This is a genomic window from Polynucleobacter brandtiae, from assembly GCF_002797575.1.
Lineage (GTDB): Bacteria > Pseudomonadota > Gammaproteobacteria > Burkholderiales > Burkholderiaceae > Polynucleobacter > Polynucleobacter brandtiae.
On sequence record NZ_PGTX01000001.1, the window covers coordinates 467,765 to 489,611 of the forward strand.

The 21,847-nt window shown below is 43.1% G+C and carries 23 protein-coding genes; 10 read left to right on the plus strand and 13 right to left on the minus strand.

All coding sequences use genetic code 11. The annotated features are described in order from the left end of the window. The first annotated feature begins 23 nt into the window (after positions 1-23). Positions 24-1,128 (plus strand): peptide chain release factor 2 gene (prfB, locus tag B0G85_RS02410; protein WP_157799266.1). Its coding sequence is split into 2 segments (ribosomal slippage): positions 24-104 and positions 106-1,128, totalling 1,104 coding nucleotides; the frame shifts between segments, so codons are not numbered across the junction. 26 nt (positions 1,129-1,154) lie between these two features. Beyond that, positions 1,155-2,699, plus strand: a complete 1,545-nt coding sequence (lysS, locus tag B0G85_RS02415) for a lysine--tRNA ligase (protein ID WP_100379152.1) — start codon at positions 1,155-1,157, stop codon at positions 2,697-2,699. Positions 2,700-2,802: 103 nt separating this feature from the next. On the opposite strand, the gene B0G85_RS02420 is transcribed toward lysS, so the two are convergent. The 3 genes from B0G85_RS02420 to B0G85_RS02430 are packed head-to-tail and all read right to left on the minus strand — an operon-like array spanning position 2,803 to position 4,079. Next, a complete protein-coding gene (locus B0G85_RS02420; RefSeq protein WP_100378835.1) occupies positions 2,803-3,255 on the minus strand; it encodes an OsmC family protein in 453 nt (150 codons plus the stop codon). Positions 3,256-3,279: 24 nt separating this feature from the next. Continuing rightward, the gene (locus tag B0G85_RS02425) at positions 3,280-3,765 is read right to left on the minus strand and encodes a methyltransferase family protein (protein ID WP_100378836.1); all 486 of its coding nucleotides are present in this window, start codon (positions 3,763-3,765) and stop codon (positions 3,280-3,282) included. 41 nt (positions 3,766-3,806) lie between these two features. Continuing rightward, positions 3,807-4,079 carry a hypothetical protein gene (locus B0G85_RS02430; RefSeq protein WP_100378837.1) on the minus strand — a complete coding sequence of 91 codons (273 nt, stop codon included), beginning with the start codon at positions 4,077-4,079 and terminating at the stop codon, positions 3,807-3,809. Between the two features lie 165 nt (positions 4,080-4,244). On the opposite strand from B0G85_RS02430, the gene B0G85_RS02435 reads away from it, so the two are divergent. Further along, positions 4,245-5,021: a ferredoxin--NADP reductase gene (locus B0G85_RS02435; RefSeq protein ID WP_100378838.1), complete on the plus strand. Its 777-nt coding sequence runs from the start codon at positions 4,245-4,247 to the stop codon at positions 5,019-5,021. 127 nt (positions 5,022-5,148) lie between these two features. Continuing rightward, positions 5,149-5,313 carry a hypothetical protein gene (locus B0G85_RS10315; RefSeq protein ID WP_198508724.1) on the plus strand — a complete coding sequence of 55 codons (165 nt, stop codon included), beginning with the start codon at positions 5,149-5,151 and terminating at the stop codon, positions 5,311-5,313. A gap of 20 nt (positions 5,314-5,333) precedes the next feature. Here B0G85_RS10315 and B0G85_RS02440 read toward each other — a convergent pair whose 3' ends face one another. From B0G85_RS02440 to B0G85_RS02470, 7 genes are all read right to left on the minus strand, one after another. Beyond that, entirely contained in the window at positions 5,334-5,873 is a 540-nt protein-coding gene (locus tag B0G85_RS02440; protein WP_232725902.1) for a c-type cytochrome, read from the minus strand. Next, entirely contained in the window at positions 5,863-7,122 is a 1,260-nt protein-coding gene (gene soxC / locus B0G85_RS02445) for a sulfite dehydrogenase (protein WP_100378839.1), read from the minus strand. Before soxC ends, B0G85_RS02440 begins: the two co-directional genes overlap by 11 nt. An 85-nt stretch (positions 7,123-7,207) precedes the next feature. Continuing rightward, entirely contained in the window at positions 7,208-7,705 is a 498-nt protein-coding gene (locus tag B0G85_RS02450; RefSeq protein ID WP_255408122.1) for a putative sulfate exporter family transporter, read from the minus strand. Between the two features lie 29 nt (positions 7,706-7,734). Next, entirely contained in the window at positions 7,735-8,511 is a 777-nt protein-coding gene (locus B0G85_RS02455; protein ID WP_100378841.1) for an SDR family NAD(P)-dependent oxidoreductase, read from the minus strand. 48 nt (positions 8,512-8,559) lie between these two features. Beyond that, entirely contained in the window at positions 8,560-9,870 is a 1,311-nt protein-coding gene (locus B0G85_RS02460) for a TRAP transporter large permease (protein ID WP_100378842.1), read from the minus strand. A 3-nt stretch (positions 9,871-9,873) separates the two neighbouring features. Next, the gene (locus B0G85_RS02465; RefSeq protein WP_100378843.1) at positions 9,874-10,422 is read right to left on the minus strand and encodes a TRAP transporter small permease subunit; all 549 of its coding nucleotides are present in this window, start codon (positions 10,420-10,422) and stop codon (positions 9,874-9,876) included. A gap of 62 nt (positions 10,423-10,484) precedes the next feature. Further along, positions 10,485-11,591: a TRAP transporter substrate-binding protein gene (locus B0G85_RS02470; protein ID WP_232725903.1), complete on the minus strand. Its 1,107-nt coding sequence runs from the start codon at positions 11,589-11,591 to the stop codon at positions 10,485-10,487. 278 nt (positions 11,592-11,869) lie between these two features. Here B0G85_RS02470 and B0G85_RS02475 point away from each other — a divergent pair, with 278 nt between their 5' ends. Genes B0G85_RS02475 through B0G85_RS02490 form a run of 4 tightly spaced genes read left to right on the plus strand, consistent with a single transcriptional unit; the run spans position 11,870 to position 15,888 of the window. After that, positions 11,870-12,616, plus strand: a complete 747-nt coding sequence (locus B0G85_RS02475) for an IclR family transcriptional regulator (RefSeq protein WP_198508677.1) — start codon at positions 11,870-11,872, stop codon at positions 12,614-12,616. Positions 12,617-12,637: 21 nt separating this feature from the next. Continuing rightward, positions 12,638-13,468, plus strand: a complete 831-nt coding sequence (locus B0G85_RS02480; protein WP_100378846.1) for a 3-oxoadipate:acetyl-CoA acetyltransferase — start codon at positions 12,638-12,640, stop codon at positions 13,466-13,468. Between the two features lie 6 nt (positions 13,469-13,474). Further along, positions 13,475-15,085, plus strand: coding sequence for a GMC family oxidoreductase (locus B0G85_RS02485; protein WP_100378847.1), 1,611 nt, complete (start codon positions 13,475-13,477; stop codon positions 15,083-15,085). Then, positions 15,085-15,888, plus strand: a complete 804-nt coding sequence (locus tag B0G85_RS02490; RefSeq protein ID WP_100378848.1) for a sulfite exporter TauE/SafE family protein — start codon at positions 15,085-15,087, stop codon at positions 15,886-15,888. Before B0G85_RS02485 ends, B0G85_RS02490 begins: the two co-directional genes overlap by 1 nt. On the opposite strand, the gene B0G85_RS02495 is transcribed toward B0G85_RS02490, so the two are convergent. The 3 genes from B0G85_RS02495 to B0G85_RS02505 are packed head-to-tail and all read right to left on the minus strand — an operon-like array spanning position 15,885 to position 19,897. Further along, the gene (locus tag B0G85_RS02495; RefSeq protein ID WP_100378849.1) at positions 15,885-17,420 is read right to left on the minus strand and encodes an AMP-binding protein; all 1,536 of its coding nucleotides are present in this window, start codon (positions 17,418-17,420) and stop codon (positions 15,885-15,887) included. The genes B0G85_RS02490 and B0G85_RS02495 overlap by 4 nt on opposite strands. A 54-nt stretch (positions 17,421-17,474) precedes the next feature. Next, positions 17,475-18,881, minus strand: a complete 1,407-nt coding sequence (sauS, locus tag B0G85_RS02500; protein WP_100378850.1) for an acylating sulfoacetaldehyde dehydrogenase — start codon at positions 18,879-18,881, stop codon at positions 17,475-17,477. 41 nt (positions 18,882-18,922) lie between these two features. Then, entirely contained in the window at positions 18,923-19,897 is a 975-nt protein-coding gene (locus tag B0G85_RS02505) for a tripartite tricarboxylate transporter substrate binding protein (RefSeq protein WP_100378851.1), read from the minus strand. A gap of 191 nt (positions 19,898-20,088) precedes the next feature. Between B0G85_RS02505 and B0G85_RS02510 the strand changes: the two genes are divergently transcribed. Both B0G85_RS02510 and B0G85_RS02515 read left to right on the plus strand, forming a co-directional pair. Continuing rightward, positions 20,089-20,889, plus strand: a complete 801-nt coding sequence (locus B0G85_RS02510) for an IclR family transcriptional regulator (protein WP_100378852.1) — start codon at positions 20,089-20,091, stop codon at positions 20,887-20,889. Between the two features lie 40 nt (positions 20,890-20,929). After that, positions 20,930-21,844, plus strand: coding sequence for a bifunctional enoyl-CoA hydratase/phosphate acetyltransferase (locus B0G85_RS02515; RefSeq protein WP_232725904.1), 915 nt, complete (start codon positions 20,930-20,932; stop codon positions 21,842-21,844). Positions 21,845-21,847: the final 3 nt, after the last annotated feature.

Genomic DNA, 21,847 nt, shown 5'->3' on the forward strand with positions numbered 1-21,847 from the left:
AATAACGCCCTTATAATTGAGGCATGGAAGCCGAACAACTCAATAGTATTTCAAATACCCTCTCTGATCTGCTCACGCGTGAGCAAGCACTTCGGGGGTATCTTTGACTTCGAAGTAAAGTCACGCCGACTTACTGAAGTCAATTCCATCCTGGAAGATCCCACGATCTGGGATGACCAAAAAAAAGCGCAAGCCCTCGGTAAGGAAAAAAAATTACTAGATGGCGTAGTTTCCACACTTACTACCTTAAATAGCAATATCACTGGCGCCATTGAATTATTCGACATGGCTAAAGAAGAAAGTGATTTCGATACCATTGGTGCAATCGAGACCGACGTTCACAGCTACAGCAAAATTGTTGGTGACTTGGAGTTCCGCCGAATGTTCCACAATGAGATGGACCCTTGCAGCTGCTTTATCGATATTCAAGCTGGTGCAGGTGGAACCGAAGCCTGTGATTGGGCCAGCATGCTATTTCGCCAATACTTAAAGTATTGCGAGCGCAAGGGCTACAAAACCGAAATCCTAGAAGAGTCAGATGGCGATGTTGCCGGCATCAAAAGCGCCACGATCAAAGTCGATGGTGAGTATGCATATGGGCACCTGCGCTCAGAAACTGGCGTACATCGCTTAGTTCGTAAATCGCCCTTTGATTCCTCCAATGGTCGTCACACCTCCTTTGCCAGTATTTATGTCTACCCTGAAGTGGATGATTCGATTGAGATTGATGTCAACCCAGCTGATATCCGTACCGATACCTATCGCGCCTCTGGCGCTGGTGGTCAGCATATTAATAAAACCGATTCCGCCGTTCGCTTGACTCATCTACCAACCGGAATTGTGGTGCAGTGCCAAAACGACCGTAGTCAGCATCGTAATAGAGCAGAAGCAATGACAATGCTGAAGTCACGTCTTTATGAGCATGAAATGCAAAAGCGCCGCGTTGAGCAAGATAAACTCGAAGCCAATAAAACAGATGTAGGTTGGGGTCATCAGATCCGCTCATATGTTTTAGACCAAAGTCGCATTAAAGACTTGCGCACCAACGTTGAGATCTCGAATACTCAAAAAGTATTGGATGGTGATCTTGATGCTTTTATTGAAGCCAGCCTGAAACAAGGCGTTTAATTTATTTCCTGCTACTAATGACCAATATGAACGACCAAGTCACCCCTAATACCTCGCCTGAACCAGCAGATGAAAACCATATTATTGCCGAGCGCCGTGAGAAGTTAGCAAAGCTTCGTGAAGGTGGCATTGCTTTTCCAAATGATTTTGTGCCGAGCCATTTGGCTGCAGATCTTCATGCTCAATTTGACAGCCTTACTAAAGAAGAGTTGGCTGAAAAAGGGATACACGTCAAAGTTGCTGGCCGCATGGTTCTTAAGCGCGTCATGGGAAAAGCCAGCTTTGCAACGATTCAGGATCGCAGTGGGCAGATACAGTTCTATATTAGTGATGAGATCAGCGGTACGGATGTTCATGGCGCTTTTAAGCACTGGGATATGGGTGACTTTATTGCCGCTGAGGGCAACCTTTTTAAAACCAATAAAGGCGAACTTTCAATTCAATCTAGTAATCTACGCCTACTCAGCAAATCTTTGAGACCTCTACCGGATAAGTTCCATGGCCTATCGGATTTAGAGACTAAGTATCGTCAACGCTACGTTGATTTAATCGTCAACCCAGAAAGTCGCAATACCTTTAGAGCACGCAGTAATACGATTGCATCATTGCGCCGTCATATGCTGGACGCTGATTTCATGGAAGTAGAAACTCCTATGTTGCACCCAATACCTGGGGGAGCAACAGCCAAACCATTTATTACTCACCACAATGCTTTGGATATGCAGATGTACTTACGTATTGCGCCCGAACTCTATCTGAAGCGCTTGGTTGTTGGTGGTTTTGAGCGCGTCTTTGAAATTAATCGAAACTTCCGCAATGAAGGCGTTAGCCCACGTCACAATCCTGAGTTCACCATGATGGAGTTTTATGCGGCTTATACAGAGTACCGCTGGCTCATGGATTTCACGGAGAACTTGATTCGCTCAGCAGCAATAGATGCGCAAGGCACTGCCGTATTGACTCACCAAGGTCGCGAACTTGATTTGAGCAAGCCCTTTCAACGCCTCACTATTACTGAGGCTATCCTCAAATATTGCCCACTTTCCAATAAGTCGTATGAAGCTGTCCAACTTGAGGATATGGCATTTATTCGTAATGAATTGAAAAAGGGAGGCGAAAATCCAGATAGCCCAACGCTTAAAAACGCAGGTATCGGCGCACTCCAATTAGCCCTTTTTGAATTGGTTGCTGAGTCTCATCTCTGGGAACCTACTTATATTGTTGATTACCCGATCGAAGTGAGTCCACTAGCACGTGAGTCAGATACACGCCCTGGTGTTACAGAGCGCTTTGAGTTATTTATTACCGGCCGTGAAATTGCCAATGGCTTCTCAGAATTAAATGATGCCGAAGATCAAGCAAATCGTTTTCGCAAACAAGTTGCTCAAAAAGAAGCTGGTGACGAAGAAGCAATGTACTTTGACCATGACTTTATTCGCGCACTAGAGTACGGCATGCCCCCAACTGGTGGTTGTGGCATCGGCATCGATCGCTTAGTAATGCTTTTAGCTGATGTGCCCAATATTCGTGATGTGATTTTATTTCCGCATTTACGTCGCGAGGAAGAATAAAGGCAATCATCACAGTACCGTTTCTCAAAACTACAGTGCAAGAGACCGTACAAAAAAAGCCGCACAATATGCGGCTTTTTTGTTTACTTTATTAACTGACTAGTTAAAGTACTGGGTACAGTTTTTGATCATCACTGTCAATGACCGTCACGTTGACCGGAATGCCAAGATTCACACTAGACGAGACGGTACAGAAATCTTGAAACTGCGCTAACACGCGATCAAGGTTTTCCAGGGCTGTACCAGGCACCCCGATACGAATTTCTACATCAATCGCCAATATACGAAGGCGATTTTGATCGTTTCGTCCAATATCACAACGGGCCTTGGTTTCAATCGGCTCAGGATTTTGTTTGAATTTTCGCAAGGCAAATAACAAAGAATCCGATAAGCAATTGGCCACACCAGCTAATAAGAATTGTGATGGCGTTGCCCCCTGAGATTTTCCTAAAGGGGGTGGCTCATCCCCATAAATAGGGCTCTGCTCCTCATCGAAATAGATCGCAAACTGATAATCACTTTGCTGCACTAGTCGCACTGATGGCGTGTCACTCATAAAAACTCCAGTCGTAAAAATGTCTCAATAAAGATACGGAATCAGTTTTTTAGTACTTGCTTTGTAGCTCGCGTATGCAGGAAATCGATCTATCAACCAAAGCTCTTCCCGCCTCGCTTTTATGTCAAATAACACTCCTAGTCCGATGACATACGCTAAGATAAAAATATTGGGAAATAAGCAAAGCCAGGCCACCGCTGCTAGGATCACCCCAAAATATAATGGATGTCGAACAAAACGATATAAGCCGGACTGAACGAACTGAGCATCGTCCCTAGGGCAAGGTAATGGAGTAAGGTTCTTCCCTAAATTAATAGCAGCAATCGGCATAATGACAAGGGAGAGTAGCGCGACCCCAATCCCCACAGAATATAGGGCCAGTAAGGCAGTCTGATTTTCGATCAACAAAAATCCGCGAGGACCAAAGAGTATGAGGCCAATTAAGATAACTTGAATAATGACATACCAAGCACCTCGCTCAAATATGGATTGAGAGCCTACTAAATTCATGAATACCACCTGAAAAGAGAATGTCTCAGTCTAGACTGTTTTTAATAAGGCAGGGCAGTATCGAAGCTTTCGTCAAAATTGCTGTCGCCTTGCGATAGAACATGCTGAGCAATCAAGAAGATTCCAGAAAGGAAGCTCAAGCACACTAGCAAGCCAAAAGCATGATATTCGTTCAGACCACTCTCATTGAGGGCCTCTAGATACCTGCCGCCATCTAAAGCCAGGTGAGTGGATAGGCTAATTAACGCCAAACCTAGAAATAATTGGGCTATGGTGAAAAAGAGGGGCTTTGGAGTAGCAGGTTTTGTAATCATCAAAATTCCTTAAGTGCGTTCATTTAAGTGCGTTTATGCATTCATCATAGGGAATGAACGCCACCCTGTAAAAGACTCCTTTTTTATAAGCTCAATTCTTTTATATCTAAAGAAATTTGCCAAGAATGAGGATAATTAGATCTTTGTCACCACCGATCATCACTTATGGCTGCCTATCACTCCGAATCCGTTCTTACTGTAAATCATTGGAACGACACACTTTTTAGCTTCACTACCACCAGAAACAAGGGCTTACGCTTTCGTAGCGGCCATTTTCTGATGATTGGCCTGGAAGTAGAAGGTAGACCATTGGTTCGCGCTTACAGCGTAGCTAGCCCGAATTATGAAGAGCATTTAGAGTTTTTGAGTATTAAGGTTCAGGATGGTCCCCTTACCTCACGCCTGCAAAAAATTCAGGTGGGCGACCCCATTTTGGTGAGCGAGAAATCGGTTGGCACCCTAGTGATCGATGACTTGAATCCCGGAAAGCATCTCTATCTTTTTAGTACGGGCACTGGTTTAGCGCCATTTATGAGCATTATTCGTGACCCAGACACCTATGAAAAATTTGAGAAGGTGGTACTGATTCATGGAGTACGCTTGGTAAGTGAGTTGGCATATGCTGATTACATTAAGCATGAACTCACTCAAGATGAGTACTTGGGCGAGCTCATCCGTGAAAAACTCATCTACTATCCGACAGTGACTCGAGAGGCATTCACCCATACGGGTCGCCTAACTACCGCCATCGAATCAGGTCAACTGTTTAAGGATATCGGCTTGCCACCCCTAGACCCAGCGGTAGATCGAGCCATGATTTGCGGTAGCCCCTCTATGCTCAAAGAAACCGCTGCAATGTTAGATACAAAGGGTTTCAAGGTATCGCCAAGCTTGGGGCATTTGGGGGACTATGTCTTCGAACGTGCTTTTGTGGAAAAATAACTTTCTCTATCCGCCAGCCTTTTCCTCAATATAACTAACGGTAATGAAGTTATATTTTTATAATCCTTGCGAATGTAGACAGTACTTGATAAATTGTTACTAATGTTATTTTTATCGAGGAAGTGAGATGTCCCCAGTTCGCGAGCATTACAACCCGCTCATTACTAAGCTTCTGCGCGAACATGATAGCCTCCCGCATGATCAAGTGATTGAGCGAAAAAGCTTTCAGCGACGTATTTTGTTTCTGATGAATACAATTAAGATGCAAGAATTGGAAGATTCGTATGCCTAACACCAATTTTTTTACTCAGATTAGTTCTCAGCCGAAATAAATCCACTACGATTTGGCATCCTCACAAGTGGTAATGAGTGAGCGTCGATCACTTCATCTTTGGTGATAATCTGATTCATATACAAAATATAAGCGGTAGCCTCATAAACTTGCGTATTACTCAATGATTGCGGTGCTTGATGTGGCATGGCCCTTCTGACATAATCAAAAATAGTTGTTGAATAAGGCCAAAAACTACCAACGGTCTTAATTGGCGTATTTGTGTTTAACCCACCCCCGCCAACCAGCCGATTTGCTGGACCGCCCTGACCTTTATCGCCGTGACAGGACGCACATTTTTGCTGATAAAGCTTCTCACCAGATTTAGCAGTTCCTGAACCAGGCGGAAGACCGGCTCCAGTTGGGCTGATATCAATATTCCATGCTTGAATTTGATTCTCAGAAATTGTCTTTCCAAGACCTGTCGACTTTCCTTGATAGTAAGAATTGTTTCCGCAAGCTATTACTAGGCTTATTATAAAAATTACCAAAGCACTACGAATCATTGAATTAGCGGCCATTTGTGATTTCCCCGCTTGCAGCTACGCGCCAAGGTTGAATCGCGTTATTGTGGTAAAAAGTGTTGGGGCTTTTATCTTTTAATAAAGCTTCCATAGATGGCTGGATATCGCCATTAGAGTCAAATGCACGGCTCATCAATACCCCCGGAGTGCCATCCCAAATCCAAGGATAACGAAAGCGCACTAAAGACTTATCCAAAACCGGCTCTTGCAATGTGGCAACATCCCAAGATTTCCCACCATTCGTTGAAACCTCTACTTTTTTTATTCCGCCTTTACCGGACCAAGCAATCCCTGAAATTTCATAAAATCCTTTAGACTTTAATTTCATCATTCCCGATGGCTGAGTGATGACAGACTTTACATCCATCGCAAAGGTAAATTGAAGTGCCTTACCATCCGCCCTTAAATCAGTATATGCAGAAGTTTCCTCCCGGGTTTGCCAAGGCTCGGCGCCTAATTTGATTCTTCGGAGCCACTTAATGCTCATATTTCCCTCATACCCTGGCAAGAAGAGCCTCAAGGGATAACCTTGTTCCGCCCGCAGCATTTCACCATTCTGAGCATAAACGAGTAAGGCATCATCCATCATTTTTTTCATGGGAATGCTTCGGGTCATCGCTGCACCATCAGCACCCTCAGCTAAAGCCCATAAAGCGCCCGGCTGAATACCGGACTCTTGAAAAATAGTGGATAAGCGAACACCAGTCCATTCGCAACAAGATAGCAGCCCATGAATTTCTTGTGCAGTTTTCCCGCTAGCCTTCTTAAGCTCAGCCGCACTATTACCAGAACACTCTAGAAAATAAATTCGTGACTCCGATGGAAATCGAACAATATCCTCCATCGTTAAAATTAGAGGTTTATCAACCATCCCATGAATCACTAATTGATGATGATCCGGATTGATATCAGGAACACCTGCATGATGCCTCTCAAATACTAAGCCATTAGGCGTTATGATTCCATGTAAGTTTTGCAATGGTGTTCTGGAGCCAGTTAAGAATGTGGGTGCAGGCGACGGAAGCACACGAACCACACTTTTTTCATACCTTGATGGCAACCCATATGGGGGATTAATGAAGGTCGAGCCTTGCGTCTTTGTCCATGGGTCAACCTCTAAAAATTCAGCCTTCGTATTTTGAGCTAAAGATGTTTTAGCTGTTAACGTAGCGCCCACTCCAGCAGTAATAGCAATAGAATTTTTTAAGAAGTTGCGGCGATTAGAAAAATCTCTCTGACCAGACATAAGCGATCCATCCCTCACTATTGATTTAATTTACTCTAAATCTATTACTAACAGCATAGCGTTAAAGTCCTGCCAATAAGTTGTTTTATATTATGTTCAGAACAAAAAATAAGCCAATTGCAGCAATAAATAGGGTTTCCACTAGCAACATTACTACTGGCTGCCAACCTAATTGGGCAAGCTCCTGAAAGTTAGTTTTCAGCCCCGCTGCTGCAATTGCAATTACCAGCATCCAGCGCGAGACTCCGCCAATAGAATGCGTAATAGAGGTTGGCAAAATTTGCATAGACGCTACTATTGATAGAGCGACAAATCCTAGCAAAAATGTGGGGATCAAACGTAGACTTCCCCAGCCCAGTGTATTGGTTGATTTTTGCGTTCCAAAGAATATTGAAATCACTAATACGACAGGTAGTAATAAAGCGACGCGAAATAGCTTCACTACGGTTGCAACATCTCCAGCCTCTGGGCCAAATAACATTCCTGCAATCATAACTCTAAACAGATTCGAAGTATTGCCAAGCTTGAAGCACTTAAATGACTGTGTACTTAAATGCGCTTCTGTGAAGGAATGGTAAGGCACTTGGGTAGAGCCCAAGCATTATTACTCGGCTACCGGTCTTTTTCCCGATAAAAATTGGGGGCACTAAAACTCTGCTGTACAGGCATTACCTCCAATTTATTAATACTAACGTGAGTAGGTAAATTTGCAGCCCAGAAAATAGTTTCGGCCATGTCTTCGGCAGATAGCGCCTTAATACCGTCATATACCTTTGCCGCCCTCTCATCATCCTTCAGTCTCACATTAGAAAACTCTGTACCTGAGATCATTCCGGGCTCTATAGATGAAACACGCAGTGCAGTATTAGCTAATCCAGCACGCAAATCTGAGCTGTATTCGTGAACGAATGCCTTGGTACTGCCATAAACATTTCCACCTGGGTAAGGATAGGTCCCGGCAACAGAACCGACATTAAAAATGTGGCCATGATTTCGTTCAATCATCCCTGGCAATACTTCATTGGTAATATTTATTAAGCCCTTAATATTGGTATCAATCATCTGAAACCATTCAAGCAGCTCAGCCTTATATGCAGGCTCCAGTCCAAGTGCAAGCCCTGCATTATTCACTAGAATCTGAATGCTCTTAAACTCAGCAGGAAGATGCGCAAGAAATTCTGCTACTGATAAATAGTTCGTAACATCCAACTCAGCTATAAGAAGATTAGACTTCTGATCCTCAGGAGTGGCATCGCGAAGCTCAATGAGTCGCTCGAAACGACGTCCAGTGGCAATAACTTTATAACCCTCGGCAAGAAAACGAGAGGCTACTGCCTTTCCTATACCAGAACTTGCTCCTGTAACTAAGACTACTGAATCTCTTTCCATGGATAAATTAACTTTGTAAAAGATATATACGTTACTAAAAAGTCTCGCCTAGTTTATGGACGGAAGCCAGGTAGCTAATTGTGGAAAAATTAACAGCAGAATAACCGCAAAGACCTGCAACAACATAAATTGTGACATCCCAGCATAAATATCAGTTATTTTCCAAGTTGGGGCAACGCCTTTTAAAAAATAAGCCGAGAGTGCGACCGGGGGTGAAAGCCATGCAGTTTGAAGCGTAACAGCCACAAGCGTACTAAACCAAATTAAATCAATACCAGCAGCTTTAATAATTGGCAGAAATATAGGGACTACGATCAAGACAATTGGAACCCATTCCAGTGGCCATCCTAGCAGAAAAATTAAAAGTAAAATCAAAATGAGCATCGCCATCGGTGGAAGCGGCAAAGAGGCGAGAAAATTGGCAATCATGTCAGCACTACCAAGCCTAGAAAATACTGCGCCAAATAAATTTGAGGTAGTAACTAGTAACAAAATCATACTTGAGACCTGCAATGACTGCATCACACAGTTTTTGATCTTAGCAATAGACATTCTTCCGGACAGTGTGGTCAGGAGAAACGTTGCCACACATCCAACTGCACCTGCATCAGTTGGAGTGGCTATACCTGCAAGAATGACGCCAAGTGTCGCAAGTAAGACAACGATTACTGGTGCAATTCCAATCATCAAATCAATCAAAACTGGCTTTAGTGATACTGCCCTCATCTCTAATGGTAGCGCAGGTCCCAGAGCGGGATTAATCCAGCAGCGAACCATACAGTAAGCAGCAAAAAGAAATGCCAAAAGTAATCCAGGAAGAACCGCTGCAGCAAAAAGATCTGTAGCTGGTACGCCCACTACCGGACCCATAACAATCAGCATCACTGATGGAGGAATCAAAATACCAAGTGTTCCACCTGCTGTGATTGCTCCTGCTGACATGCGCGTGTCATAACCGCTTTTAATCATTGACGGTGCAGCCATTACTCCTAGCAAGACAACGGATGAACCTACAATACCCGTTGCAGCAGCAAATATAGTGGCAGTAACAATTACTGCCAAATAAAGAGAGCCCCTCAGACCCCCAAAAAGTTGCTGAATCGAGTAGAAAAGGCGCTCCATAATTCCAGATTGCTCCAGCAAAAACCCCATAAAAAGAAAAAATGGGATCGCTGCTAAAACGCTGTCCTGCATTACTGATAAAGTTTGTAAGATTGCAAGATCGAATACAACTGGTCCAAGAGCTATAAACCCCATTACTATACTAACTGCGCCGAGAGTAAAGGCTATTGGAAACCCTATGAATATGGCGCAAAGTAATACGCCAAGACCAATAATTCCCAAAATTTGCTGGTCCATTTATTAACTTTCCTGTTTCGTGGCTAAAGGCCATTGATTTAATTTAATTGCCACAATACATTTACAGACTTCCGATATTCCTTGGATGCTCAGTAAAAAACCTGTTAATGGAAGAGTCATCATAAATGGCCAAGTAATAGCCATCCAAGGGCTTGAAACAAATCGTTCGTCATTAATAAATGCCTGATAAAAATACTCCCATCCCACTAGCGTGAAAATAAGCGTAAAGGGGAAAAAGAGGAATGCATAACACGCTAAATCAACCATTGCCTGAGTTTTATGGCTCCAGGCGTCGTAAAACATATCAGTACGTATATGCCCTTTATTTTTTAGCGTGTAACTTGATCCCAGCATAAAAAAAGCGCCATAGAGCATGAATGTCATGTCGTAAGCCCAAATAGTAGGGGCTCCAAAAATATATCTAGCTACGACTTCATATGCCAAACTCAGCACCATAGGAATAATCATCCATCCGACGATATTCCCCGAAATTGTCGTAATGTAATCTATCTTTTTTGATACAGCAATTAAATTAAGGTTAATGTCAGACACTTATCAGCTCCATTTAAAAAAGGTGGAAATATCCACCTTTTTTTTAAGTCATAAAAAACTTACTACTTCTTGCCGCCTACAACCGTCGAGCCAATGTTGTAGTAGAGACCATTGATTTGGGTCCAGTAAGGGACCACTATCCCGGCAAATTTTTTCTGAGAGTCTAAGACCTCTTTGAAAAAAGCATTTTTCTCTGATTCACGGGCATACACAACAGTTGTTGCTGTTTGAAAAGCGGTGAAGAACTCCTTAGGAGTGTCATGAACTTTTACCCCATGGTCTTTTTTTAGTTTTTCAAGTGCAATAGCATTGCGGTATACGTTGAATGTATATGTTTCAGCTATGGTTGCTGAAACTGCAGTTTCAACAATTACCTTTAAATCGGCCGGTAATTTATCCCAGAAGGTTCTATTGATTAAAAGCTCTGCAACGTCTGTTGATTGATGCAAGCCCTGGAGATAGTAGTGCTTAAATACATTTTGGAAACCTAAAATCATATCGTCTGCAGGTCCAATCCACTCAGCTGCATCGATTACCCCTCTTTGCGCCGCAGGAACAATTTCAGCACCAGGCATAGAAACAGTTGTCAAACCCATTTCTTTAAATATCTCCGCAGTCAATCCTGGAGGGGATCGGTATTTCATGGGCTTCATATCAGCAATTGAATTAATTGGCTGCTTAAACCAGCCAAATGGGTCTGGACCCATGGGCTGAATCATGAAGGGCTTAATATTCTTTTTAAGAACCTCAGTAAAGAGTCTATCGTAGAGCTGATCACCGCCGCCATTTTTAAGCCAAGACATGTGTGAAACTTGATCCAAGCCCACGCCTGATCCGGATGCTGGGTTAGAGAAAAGTGCAGCAGCTGAGTTTTTTCCAGACCAGTAGTGGGTCCAAGCAAAACCACCATCTACAACCCCCTTATCAACGGCATCGAGAATTCCAAAGGCTCCAACTACAGCCCCATCTGGTAGGACCTCAACCTTAAGGCGACCGTTTGACATCTTGTCGACACGATCCCCAAAATTTTTCATTAGCTCATAGTAGATGCTGGCAGATGGAACGCCAGCTTGAATTTTCATTTTTATTGGGGATGACTGTGCAAATGGGGCCCCACAAAACATACTGGAAAGGACTGCGACTGCTGCCACACGTTTTATAAATTTCATCATCACTTCAAACTCCTTTTTTATTTAAGCCAACACACTTATTTACGGCAAAGAAAGAACATTTAGAAAGTAGAGCAGGCTAATTAATTTTCTTTTTGTAGACTTACACGAAATATAAATTAACACACAAATTGGAATATAAAGTATCATCTGATGAAATGATTTAAGTGTTTACCCTTAAAAAGCATTCAATATCAAAATAACGTCACTCAATGCCACAAAAGCTCTCCCGCATAAGCCCTCCCTCGGAAATATTTGAGGATTCGACTAAATCTAGCATGGCTGAGAAAGTCCTCTTAATCTTGGAAACCATCGCCCAATCTGAGTTCCCGCTTACCCTAGAGGCTATTTCTACCAGCAATGGCTTGGCTAAACCAACTGCTTTTAGGTTGTTAAATACACTGGTGGCACAAGGTTTTATAGAGCGTGACCCCAATGGAAGACGCTTTCAGCCCAGTGCAAAGTTGAGATTGATTGGAATTAATATTTTGTCAGTCGACTCTATCCGATCCCAACGTGTAGCGGTCATGAGGCGCCTTGTAGAGGAAATAGGTGAAACCTGTAATTTTAATATTCTCGATGGCAATAAAGTGATGTACCTAGATCGAGTTGAGACTAGCGCACCTATTCGCCTTCATATCGATGTGGGTACCCGAGTTCCTCTTCACTGCACTGCGAGTGGAAAATTATTTCTCTCTGGAATGACAGATCTACAAGTGAGAAGCTCCCTGGGAAATGAGCCATTTCAAAGGCATACTCAGAAAACACTGACTAGCTATGAGGGGCTATTTCGCGAATTAGAAAAAATTCGCATAGATGGTTATGCTCTTGATGAATCAGAATTCTTGGACGGATTTATTGGGATAGCGGTGCCCATTACTAATTTAAAAAATAAAACCTTTGCCACAATTACTGCGCATGGACCGGCACCACGTATTCAATTAAACCCTATTGATTTTTATGTCGCGCCTTTAAAACAAGCTGCTGATGATATTCAAAATACTTTATCTGAATCCAACGTCTAACCTATCCAGAGGATCTATAAAATTTCTAATCCCGTCATCATTACCGTAGCAATGACTGGCGCAATCCCCCGCAAAAAGGACTGTCCCGGCCCACTAGTAAAAACCTCAGAACAAATTGAAGAAATCCATAAATCTTTTGAGGCTGGCGCTTCCTTAGCGCACATTCACGTTCGAAATCCTGATGAAAGCCCTAGCTCGGATCCGGATCTGTATGCAATTGTGCAAGCAGGTATTCAAAAGCACTGCCCTGGAATAATTGTGCAATTCTTAACACGAGGACGCGGACGTGATCAAGCGGCACGAGGCGGAATGCTTTTTCATAGGCCAGACATGGCCTCACTAGCAACGGGTTCAGTCAATTTTCCAAATGGAATTTATGAGAATCCGCCAGATTTTGTTGATGGGCTGGCTAGTGAAATGTTGAAATATGAAACTAAGCCCGAAATTGAAATCTTTGACTTAGCGATGCTTTATAACGCAGCGAATTTAGTTGAGAGGGGCCTTCTAAAGGCGCCTGTTCACATTCAATTTGTTATGGGTATACCAAACGCAATGCCTGCCAGATGCTCCATTCTAGAGTTCTTGATTTCAGAGTTAAAAACAGTGATGCCAGACGCTACATGGACAGCTGCTGACGTAGCTCGCCATCAATTAACAGTCAATGAGTGGACTCTTGAGCTAGGAGGTCACATCAGAACTGGTCTTGAAGACAATATGCGTTTTAATAAAACGCGCTTGGCAAGGGACAATACTGAGCATGGAGCCCACGCTGCCTCCTTGGCTCCCACATATGGGCGTACGGTTGCAAGTGCAGCGCAGGCACGTGAAATTCTTGGACTTAGAAAGCATTAAAATCGAATGAAAAATCAATCCTTCAATTACATCATCGTAGGTGGAGGCTCTTCTGGCTGCGTTCTAGCAAATCGTCTATCAGAAGACCCTAAAAATTCAGTATGTCTTATTGAAGCCGGACCTAAAGATCGCTCACCATGGATTCATTTGCCAATCGGTTACGCAAAAACCATGTGGGATCCGAAGCTAAATTGGAAATTCCAAACTGAACCAGATCCCGGAATGAATAATCGCCAAATTTATTGGCCCAGAGGAAAAACATTAGGTGGATCAAGTTCTATTAATGGTTTAATTTTTATTCGCGGTCAAAAGGAAGACTATGATGGCTGGCGCGACCTTGGTAATCCGGGCTGGGGATGGGATGATGTGCTGCCCTACTTTAAAAAGGCTGAAGGTAATGATCGCTTAGGTGAACCACTGCATTCTCAAGCAGGTCCTCTAAAAGCCTCATCTATACCGAAAAAACACCCCCTTGTAGAGGCATTCAAAAAAACTGCCAACCTCATGGGCATACCCAGTACAGATGACTTTAATAATCTCACGCAAGAGGGGGTGGGTTACTATCAACTTACCACTAGCAAAGGATTTCGTTGTAGTACTGCGGTGGCCTATCTTAAGCCTGCTAAGACACGTCCAAACCTAACGATTCTGACAAATAGCCAAGCATGTAGAGTTCTTTTTGAAAATAAAAAAGCGATTGGCATTGAAATAGTTTGCAAAGGAATTAAACAAATCATTCATGCGAGCCATGAAGTAATTCTGAGTGCTGGAGCGATTCAAAGTCCACAAATTCTACAACTATCCGGAATTGGTCCATCTAAACTTTTAAATCAATTTAATATTCCAGTAATTCAGGATCTTCCTGGTGTCGGTGAAAATCTACAAGACCATCTTCAATACCGCTTAATTTATGAGCTTAACCAACGTATTTCCACCAATGACCAGCTGTCATCTTGGTTTGGACAATTAAAGATGGGTCTAGATTGGTTATTATTTCGCGGCGGCCCTCTCTCAATCGGCATCAATCAGGGCGGCCTCTTCACTCGCGTAATGGCCGATTCTAAAACTCCTGATATTCAATTCCACTTAGCCACTTTATCGGCAGAAATGGCAGGGGGTAAGGTACACCCTTTCTCTGGGTTTACTATGTCGGTATGTCAATTGAGACCAGAATCTAGAGGGCATATTCGAATTCAGTCCGCAGACCCCCTAGTACCGCCAAAAATGCTTGCTAACTATCTCGAAACGCAATATGACCGAGATACCAGTATTGCCGCAATCAAATTCGCTAGAAAATTAGCGCAATCTGAACCTCTTCGCTCTCTCATTACTAGGGAAGTAAAGCCTGCTAATGTTGAATCGGATGCAGAAATTTTAGAATTCTGTCGAAATAGTGGTGCCACAATATTTCATCCAACTGGCACCTGCCAAATGGGTCCAGATAGCAATCCTATGGCAGTCCTAGACGCGCACTTACGAGTACGGGGTGTTGAAGGATTACGAGTGGTTGATTGCTCAGCGATGCCCACTCTTCCTTCTGGAAACACTAATTGGCCTGCTGTAATGTTAGCTGAAAGAGCATCAGATTTAATATTAGGAAAAGTAGGTGCTAATTAATGCATTACTTCGTGTTCTCAATCATTGGAATAGCGACTGGGTTTTTAATGGCTATTTTTGGCATTGGTGGTGGTGCTTTTATCGTTCCAGCTTTAGATGTCGCATTTTTAATTGTGCCCAACTTATCACATCCACCTTTCCAGCTGATTGTCATTGGAAGTTTATGTACTATCGTGATTGGCTCGCTACCAAGGGCAATCAAAGTGGTTAGCGGGCATCAATCAGAAAGAACAACTGCTACCATTCTGATATTGAACGCGCTTCCTTTTATTTTATTAGGCAGTTTTCTGGCAACTCAACTGACAGACAACATTCTTCGCCTAGGGTTTTCAGTGACTATAGCCGCTATTGGTATATGGACACTCATTGGCAAATCACCCACTATCAAGAATTCAGAAAGTATACAAAAATATTCGCCCTGTAAACTTGTTGTAGTTGGAGCGATATCTGGAATTTCATCCGCACTATTTGGATTGGGTGGAGCAACCCTTCTAATGCCCTTGCTAACAATGTGGGTTGGCTTGCCCATCAGTCTCTGTGTAGATATATCTATTTTATTTGTATCAGTAACATCGATAGTAAGCCTAGTTACCTTAAGCTCTGCTTGGATTGGAGTTCATGGGGCAAATAGCATTACCCCTGAAATAATTACCCTTATCCTCATTCTAGGAATCAGTGCAGCAATCACGCAAATAATTGCAGCAGGAAAATTAGTTAAGATGAACAATCAACTAAGACAGAAATTACTCGGAGGCTACCTTATTATTTTGTCTTTATGGGTCATAGCTCGTGCGCTTATTTAAGTATTTTGTAAAACTAAATCCAGTAATTTTAAGCGCTGCACCTTGCCTGAGGGGCCTCTTGGTAGCTCATCCATAAATAAGATGGTTTTAGGAGTTCTAAACTTTCCTAGCTCCTGTAAGCAAAAAGTGCGCATCTCCTCTTCTGAGCAATTCATATCTGGTTTTAAGATAATACAAGCCATAATTTCTTGACCATAATTTTTATCAGGAATGCCAACCGCAGCTACATCTAATACCGCAGGATGTTTCAAAATAACTTCATCAATTTCTCGAGGAGCTATATTTTCGCCCCCTTTAATAATTAATTCTTTCAGACGCCCGGTAATAAAATAAAAACCTTGTTCATCACGCAGTCCTAAATCACCGGTTTTAAGCCAGCCCTCACTATCAAAGGCCTTAGCAGTTTCAGCCTCCGCTTTGTAATATGCATCCAAAACATTCCCGCCACGTAAGCAGATCTCGCCAACAGTATTATTTTCGAGCATCATTCCACTAGGGTCTATTACCTTTGCCTCAACTCCGCACGGTAAACCTGGGCTGCCATAACGCCTACTTTCATCATGGGGATTACAAAATACCATTGAAGCAGATTCGGTCATACCCATACCTTCAATCACAGTAATTCCGAACAAATTCTCGAACTCATGATGGTGCTCAGGTGGGAGGGGTGCAGATGCTGAACGCCCAAAACGAATGTGCTGCAGATCTTCACGAGAGGGTATCTTACCCCCACTTTTTGCAGCATTAATTAAATAGGCAATAATTGTGGGGACCATATTGATCCAAGTACAACGATATTCTATTGCGAGATTCCACCAATTTGATGCCGAGAAAGAGTGTGGCGCTACAACTGCTCCACCTGAAACAAAAGGAGTGATAGTAGAAATGACTTGACCATTGATATGGTAGATGGGCAGTGAGCTCAGAACAGTATCGGCCTGAGTTAAAGAGTGCCAAGCCGCCATTGATCGAGCGGCATGCAATAAATTAGCGTGGGTAAGCAAAACACCTTTTGGTGTTCCGGTAGTCCCAGATGTGTACATTAGTAATGCTGGTTGAGAAGATCTCACATTTGGAAGAACGCCCTCCTGACAATCCATAAATGGTCCGACTGGGGCATCAGGGTCCAACTCAACTACAACAAACTGTCTCTTAGTTTTTTCTAAGGCAGCAAATAAGCTAGTTTTTTTGTCGGGCGAGTAAAACAAGAGCTCAATATCACTGTGATCTAAGACCCAAGCCAATTGATCTATAGGTGCTAATAGGTTAAGGGGAGTAATTACTCGACCACATGACATTGCCGCAATAAATATCGTGGATGTTTGGCGACCATTTTGCATAAACAAGCCGACGTGCCCATGCTCACTAATACGTGATTGATCTAACCAAGTTGAAAAGCAGCGCGCTTCTTTTGCCAGTTGTGCATAACTTAAAGTTACCTTTGTCTCAGGAGCAAATAAAAAAGTTTTACTCCCCTGAATTTTTTCCCAATGCAGCAACACCTCACCCAAACTATGGCAAGCAATAGTCATGATCGTCTTTTTTAAATTTTAGCAATTGCTAAACAGGTAGTTATAAATAAAGAATTAAGACTGAGGAAAACGGCTGAAATACCCTTTAAGCAAATCCTCTACCTTGGGAACCTTCTCAGCAATCGGTCTAACCACCCTAGTAATATTAAGATAATGACGATAGGTCATATTGTCGGAGAAATTATTTTTCCCCCAAGTACCACACCCCATAGACAGAGAAAATGGCAGGCCATTCTCAAAACTACCCCCTGTTGCAACAGTGTGGGCTTGATTAACAATAATACGCGCGACGGGCAATTGCTGGGCGAGTGAGGCTGCACGACTCTCCATGATATCTCCAGATTGAGAGGTATGAAGTCCAACAGAGTGTCCTGCACCTTGGAAGGAGTACACATTAGAAATTAATGATTTTGCTGACTCAAAATTTTCTACTTTCCACACAGTGAGGACTGGACTAAGTTTCTCTCCAGAAAATGGCGCTGAGGGGCCAAAACCTTCTTCCTCAACCATAAAAAATTTAGCTGATTTTGCCTTAGGATTTTGTAATTGAGCTCGCTCTGCTATAACAGCTGGACTCTGGGCAGTTAGAGTAGATGTTAACTTACCGTTATAAAACATGACTTCATGCAAGCGTTTTTTATCCGCGACATCCAGCATTAGTCCACCAACAGCCTCTAAAGCAGCGATTGCTTGGTCATATACAGGGGCACAAATAACCACACCGTTTTCACTAGAGCAACTGGTTGCATTGTCAAAAGTCTTTGATATTAAGATCTTATTTGCCGCACTAGCTAACTCTGCATACTCATCGATGATAACTAAGACATTACCAGCCCCAACACCAAACGCAGGTGTACCGCAAGTGTAAGCAGCTCGAATATTTGCTTGTGAGCCCGTAGCAACCACTAGGTCTGCTAGACGCATTAATTCATTTGTAGAGTCTTTTGTAATAGGGGAAGGTAACATTTGCACTAAATCACGCGGGGCATTTACCTGATCAAGCTGGTGATGCACAAATTCTAAGAGTCGTGCACAGGTCGACATCCCCTTAGGAGAAGGTGCAACTACTACAGCATTACGACATTTCAAGGCATTCAGAATTTTATTAATAGGAGTGGCTCCCGGATTCGTGGAGGGTGTAATAGCGGCAACTACACCAACTGGGCGGCCATACTCCGTCAGTCCTGTCTTTAAATCTTCAGAAATTACCCCAACTGTCTTAGCATGACTTAAGTCCCTAACAAGACCCAGTGTTTTGCGAAAGTTTTTCTTAAACTTGTCTGCAACATCACCAAGTCCAGTATCCTTAACTGCTAACTCTGCAAGCTCTTGATTGCGCTTGGGCTCTAAAATTGCCCATGCGACTGCTTCTACTACTAAATCCACCTGCGCTTGGCTAAATTGCTCATAAACCTTCTGGGCTGCACGCCCTTTCTCAACAATGCTTTCTACTGGTGTCATGGCTTTTCTTTGTTAGGAATTTCTTTTGGGGTTGCAGTAAATTATTCGGCTTTGATGCTGGCTTCTTTAGTTACTTTTTTCCATTTAACTAGTTCTTTTGTAACTATCGTACCCAGTTGAGCTGGAGTGCTGCCTACTGCTTCTGCGCCTTGCGCAATCAGTTTTTCTTTGACGTTTGGCTCAGATAAAACTTTGATGGTAGCTTTATTCAGCCTATCGACAATAATCTGGGGGGTTTTTGCTGGCACAAACATAGCGTACCAAGAGTCCACCTCATAATCCTTAAAGCCCAATTCGGCCATTGTTGGTACTTCCGGAAAAACTGGGGAACGCTTCACTGTTGATACAGCCAGGGCACGTAACTTGCCAGTCTTAACATAATTAGCTGCTGCTGGGATTGACACCCATAACAGCGGAACCTGCCCTGCAATGACATCTGTAATTGCAGGGCCACCGCCTCGATACGGAATATGCATCATATTTACGCCTGCAGAGTTGGCCATCATTGCTCCGGCCAAGTGTCCTGGAGAGCCATTACCTACAGATGCATATGAAACTGCATCCGGTTTGGTTTTAGCCATATCAATCACTTCTTTAACTGTCTTAGCTGGAAAATCTGGGTTGGCCACTAAGATCTGCGGTAGTGAGGCCACCAAAGATACCGGCAAGAAATCTTTTTCAGTGTCAAATGCCAACTTTGGATAAATAGCCGGATTGATTGTGTGTGAAGAAAGAGTAAACAGAACTGTATAACCATCCGCTGGCGACTTTGCTGCAATGTCAGTTCCAATGGAGCCGCCTGCCCCACCCCGATTGTCAATAATAACTTGCTGCCCCAAAGCTTGACTTAAGGGCTCTTGCATAATTCGCGCAATGACATCAGTCCCACCACCAGGTGGATAAGGCACGATAAATTTTATGGGCTTAGTTGGCCAAGCCTGAGCATTAACAGCCTGAATAAAACCAAATGAGAGCACCCACACAACAGTAGCGACCAGTATATTGTTTATACGCATGACCTTATCTCCTTTTGAGTTATGTACTAGACTTATATTAGTCTTTTTTATGTACTTTACAAAGGATATTCCATCTTACTGAACGGAACAAGTTGTTTCGTATTAGTAAAAATACTTACATTTTTCCTTTTAATAACTGCTTAACTCCATTAGAATGAACAAAACGACACAATTCATGAGATCTAAAACCCATGCTTGATTTAGAAGTTAACGACCAGTTTGATGTAGCAAGAAGGGATGCTTCTAGTGAAAACTCCTCAATGCTTAAGGGGGTCGTCATTCTAGAGGCCCTAGTTGGCTTAAAACAACCGGCAACCCTAGCCCAGCTAATGGTAATTACAGGGATGCCAAAGGCCTCCCTTCATAGGACATTGGCTATTTTTGAAGAAGCAAGTTTGGTCGCCAGAGAACCCGGGGGAAGAACGTATGCCCCCGGCCAGCGTTTATCAACGCTAGCAATATCCACGCTTACCCATGATTCAGCCTCTGCAATAAGACATACCATCCTACGAAAGCTAGTGTCAGACCTCGGGGAAACTTGCAATCTCGCGGTTCTTAGGCGCGGTGAACTGTTTTACCTCGACAGAGTTGAAGCAAATTGGGCCCTACGCTTACATTTGCCTCCGGGAACAGTGCTGCCACCCCATTGCAGCGCAAGTGGAAAACTTTTACTGGCCTTCAAATCTGCGGATGAACGCTCTAGAATTCTAGAAAATTTACCTCTTGAACAATTTACTCATAGAACAATCACCGATCATCATTTGCTAGAGTCTGAGCTTGAGAGGATTGTTTCTACAGGCTATGCTGTTGATAATGAAGAATATGTTTTGGGTGTTTCCTGTGTTGCCGTTCCAGTCCGAGACTCCATGGGTGAAGTTGTAGCAGCTATTGCGGTTCATGCTGCTACAGCAAGACTCCCCCTCAATCAGGCAATGGAGCATATCCCTAAACTCAAAGAAGCTGCAGCGCAAATTTCTCGAACACTGTCTTAATTAAGTGTTGGAGCGATAACCTTCAAGGATTGAACTCAAAGTGGAATACCCCCTATTAGAAAAAATCATCGAGGAGGCTAAGGGCGATCTCCCTTTAGGAGTAGTCTATCCCCTAAGCATTCCCGCCTTAGAGACGGTTGCCGAACTCATTAAAAAGAGTTTATGTAGCCCCGTTTTAATTGGCCCAATAGGCCCCATCTTGGAACTTGCTGCGAGCGCCAAAATTTCACTTGATGGCGCACTAACGGTAGACACACCCGATGACCCAATATTGGCAACTAAAAAAGCAGTCGAAATGGTGAAAGATGGGAAAGTATTAGCCTTAATGAAAGGCTCCCTACATACCGAGGAACTCATGGGGCCGATTGTTAGTAGGGATGGATTGCGCACAGACAAGCGTATTAGTCATCTCTTTTTATTTGAACTAACTCACTACCATAAGCTAATTGGAATAAGCGATGCAGTTGTCAACATTGCGCCCAATGCTGCACTCAAACGTGAAATACTATTCAATAGCTTAAGCGCTCTCAAAAAACTGGGGATAAGTAATGCCAAGGTAGCCTTGATTGCGGCAACCGAAGTGATTAACCTGGCAATGCAATCGACTACTGATGCAAAAGAAATCGTTGACGAGCATCTAACTAATCCTATTTTTCCTGGGGCAATCATTGAAGGCCCATTTGGTTTTGATAACGCCATCTCAGCGGAATCAGCTAAGATTAAGGGAATTTCATCCCAGGTAGCTGGCGATCCAGATTTACTTTTAGTCCCCGACCTACAGGTCGGAAATATTCTTTATAAATCCTTTGTTTACATGGCGGGAGCTGAATGTGCTGGAGCAATTCTAGGCGCTCAAGTTCCTATTGTCCTGACCTCTAGGTCTGACTCTGTTTTTTCAAGAGTTGCATCTACTGCGATGGCTATTCTTCTTGCTAAAAATCTAAATTCTAAGTAAAAC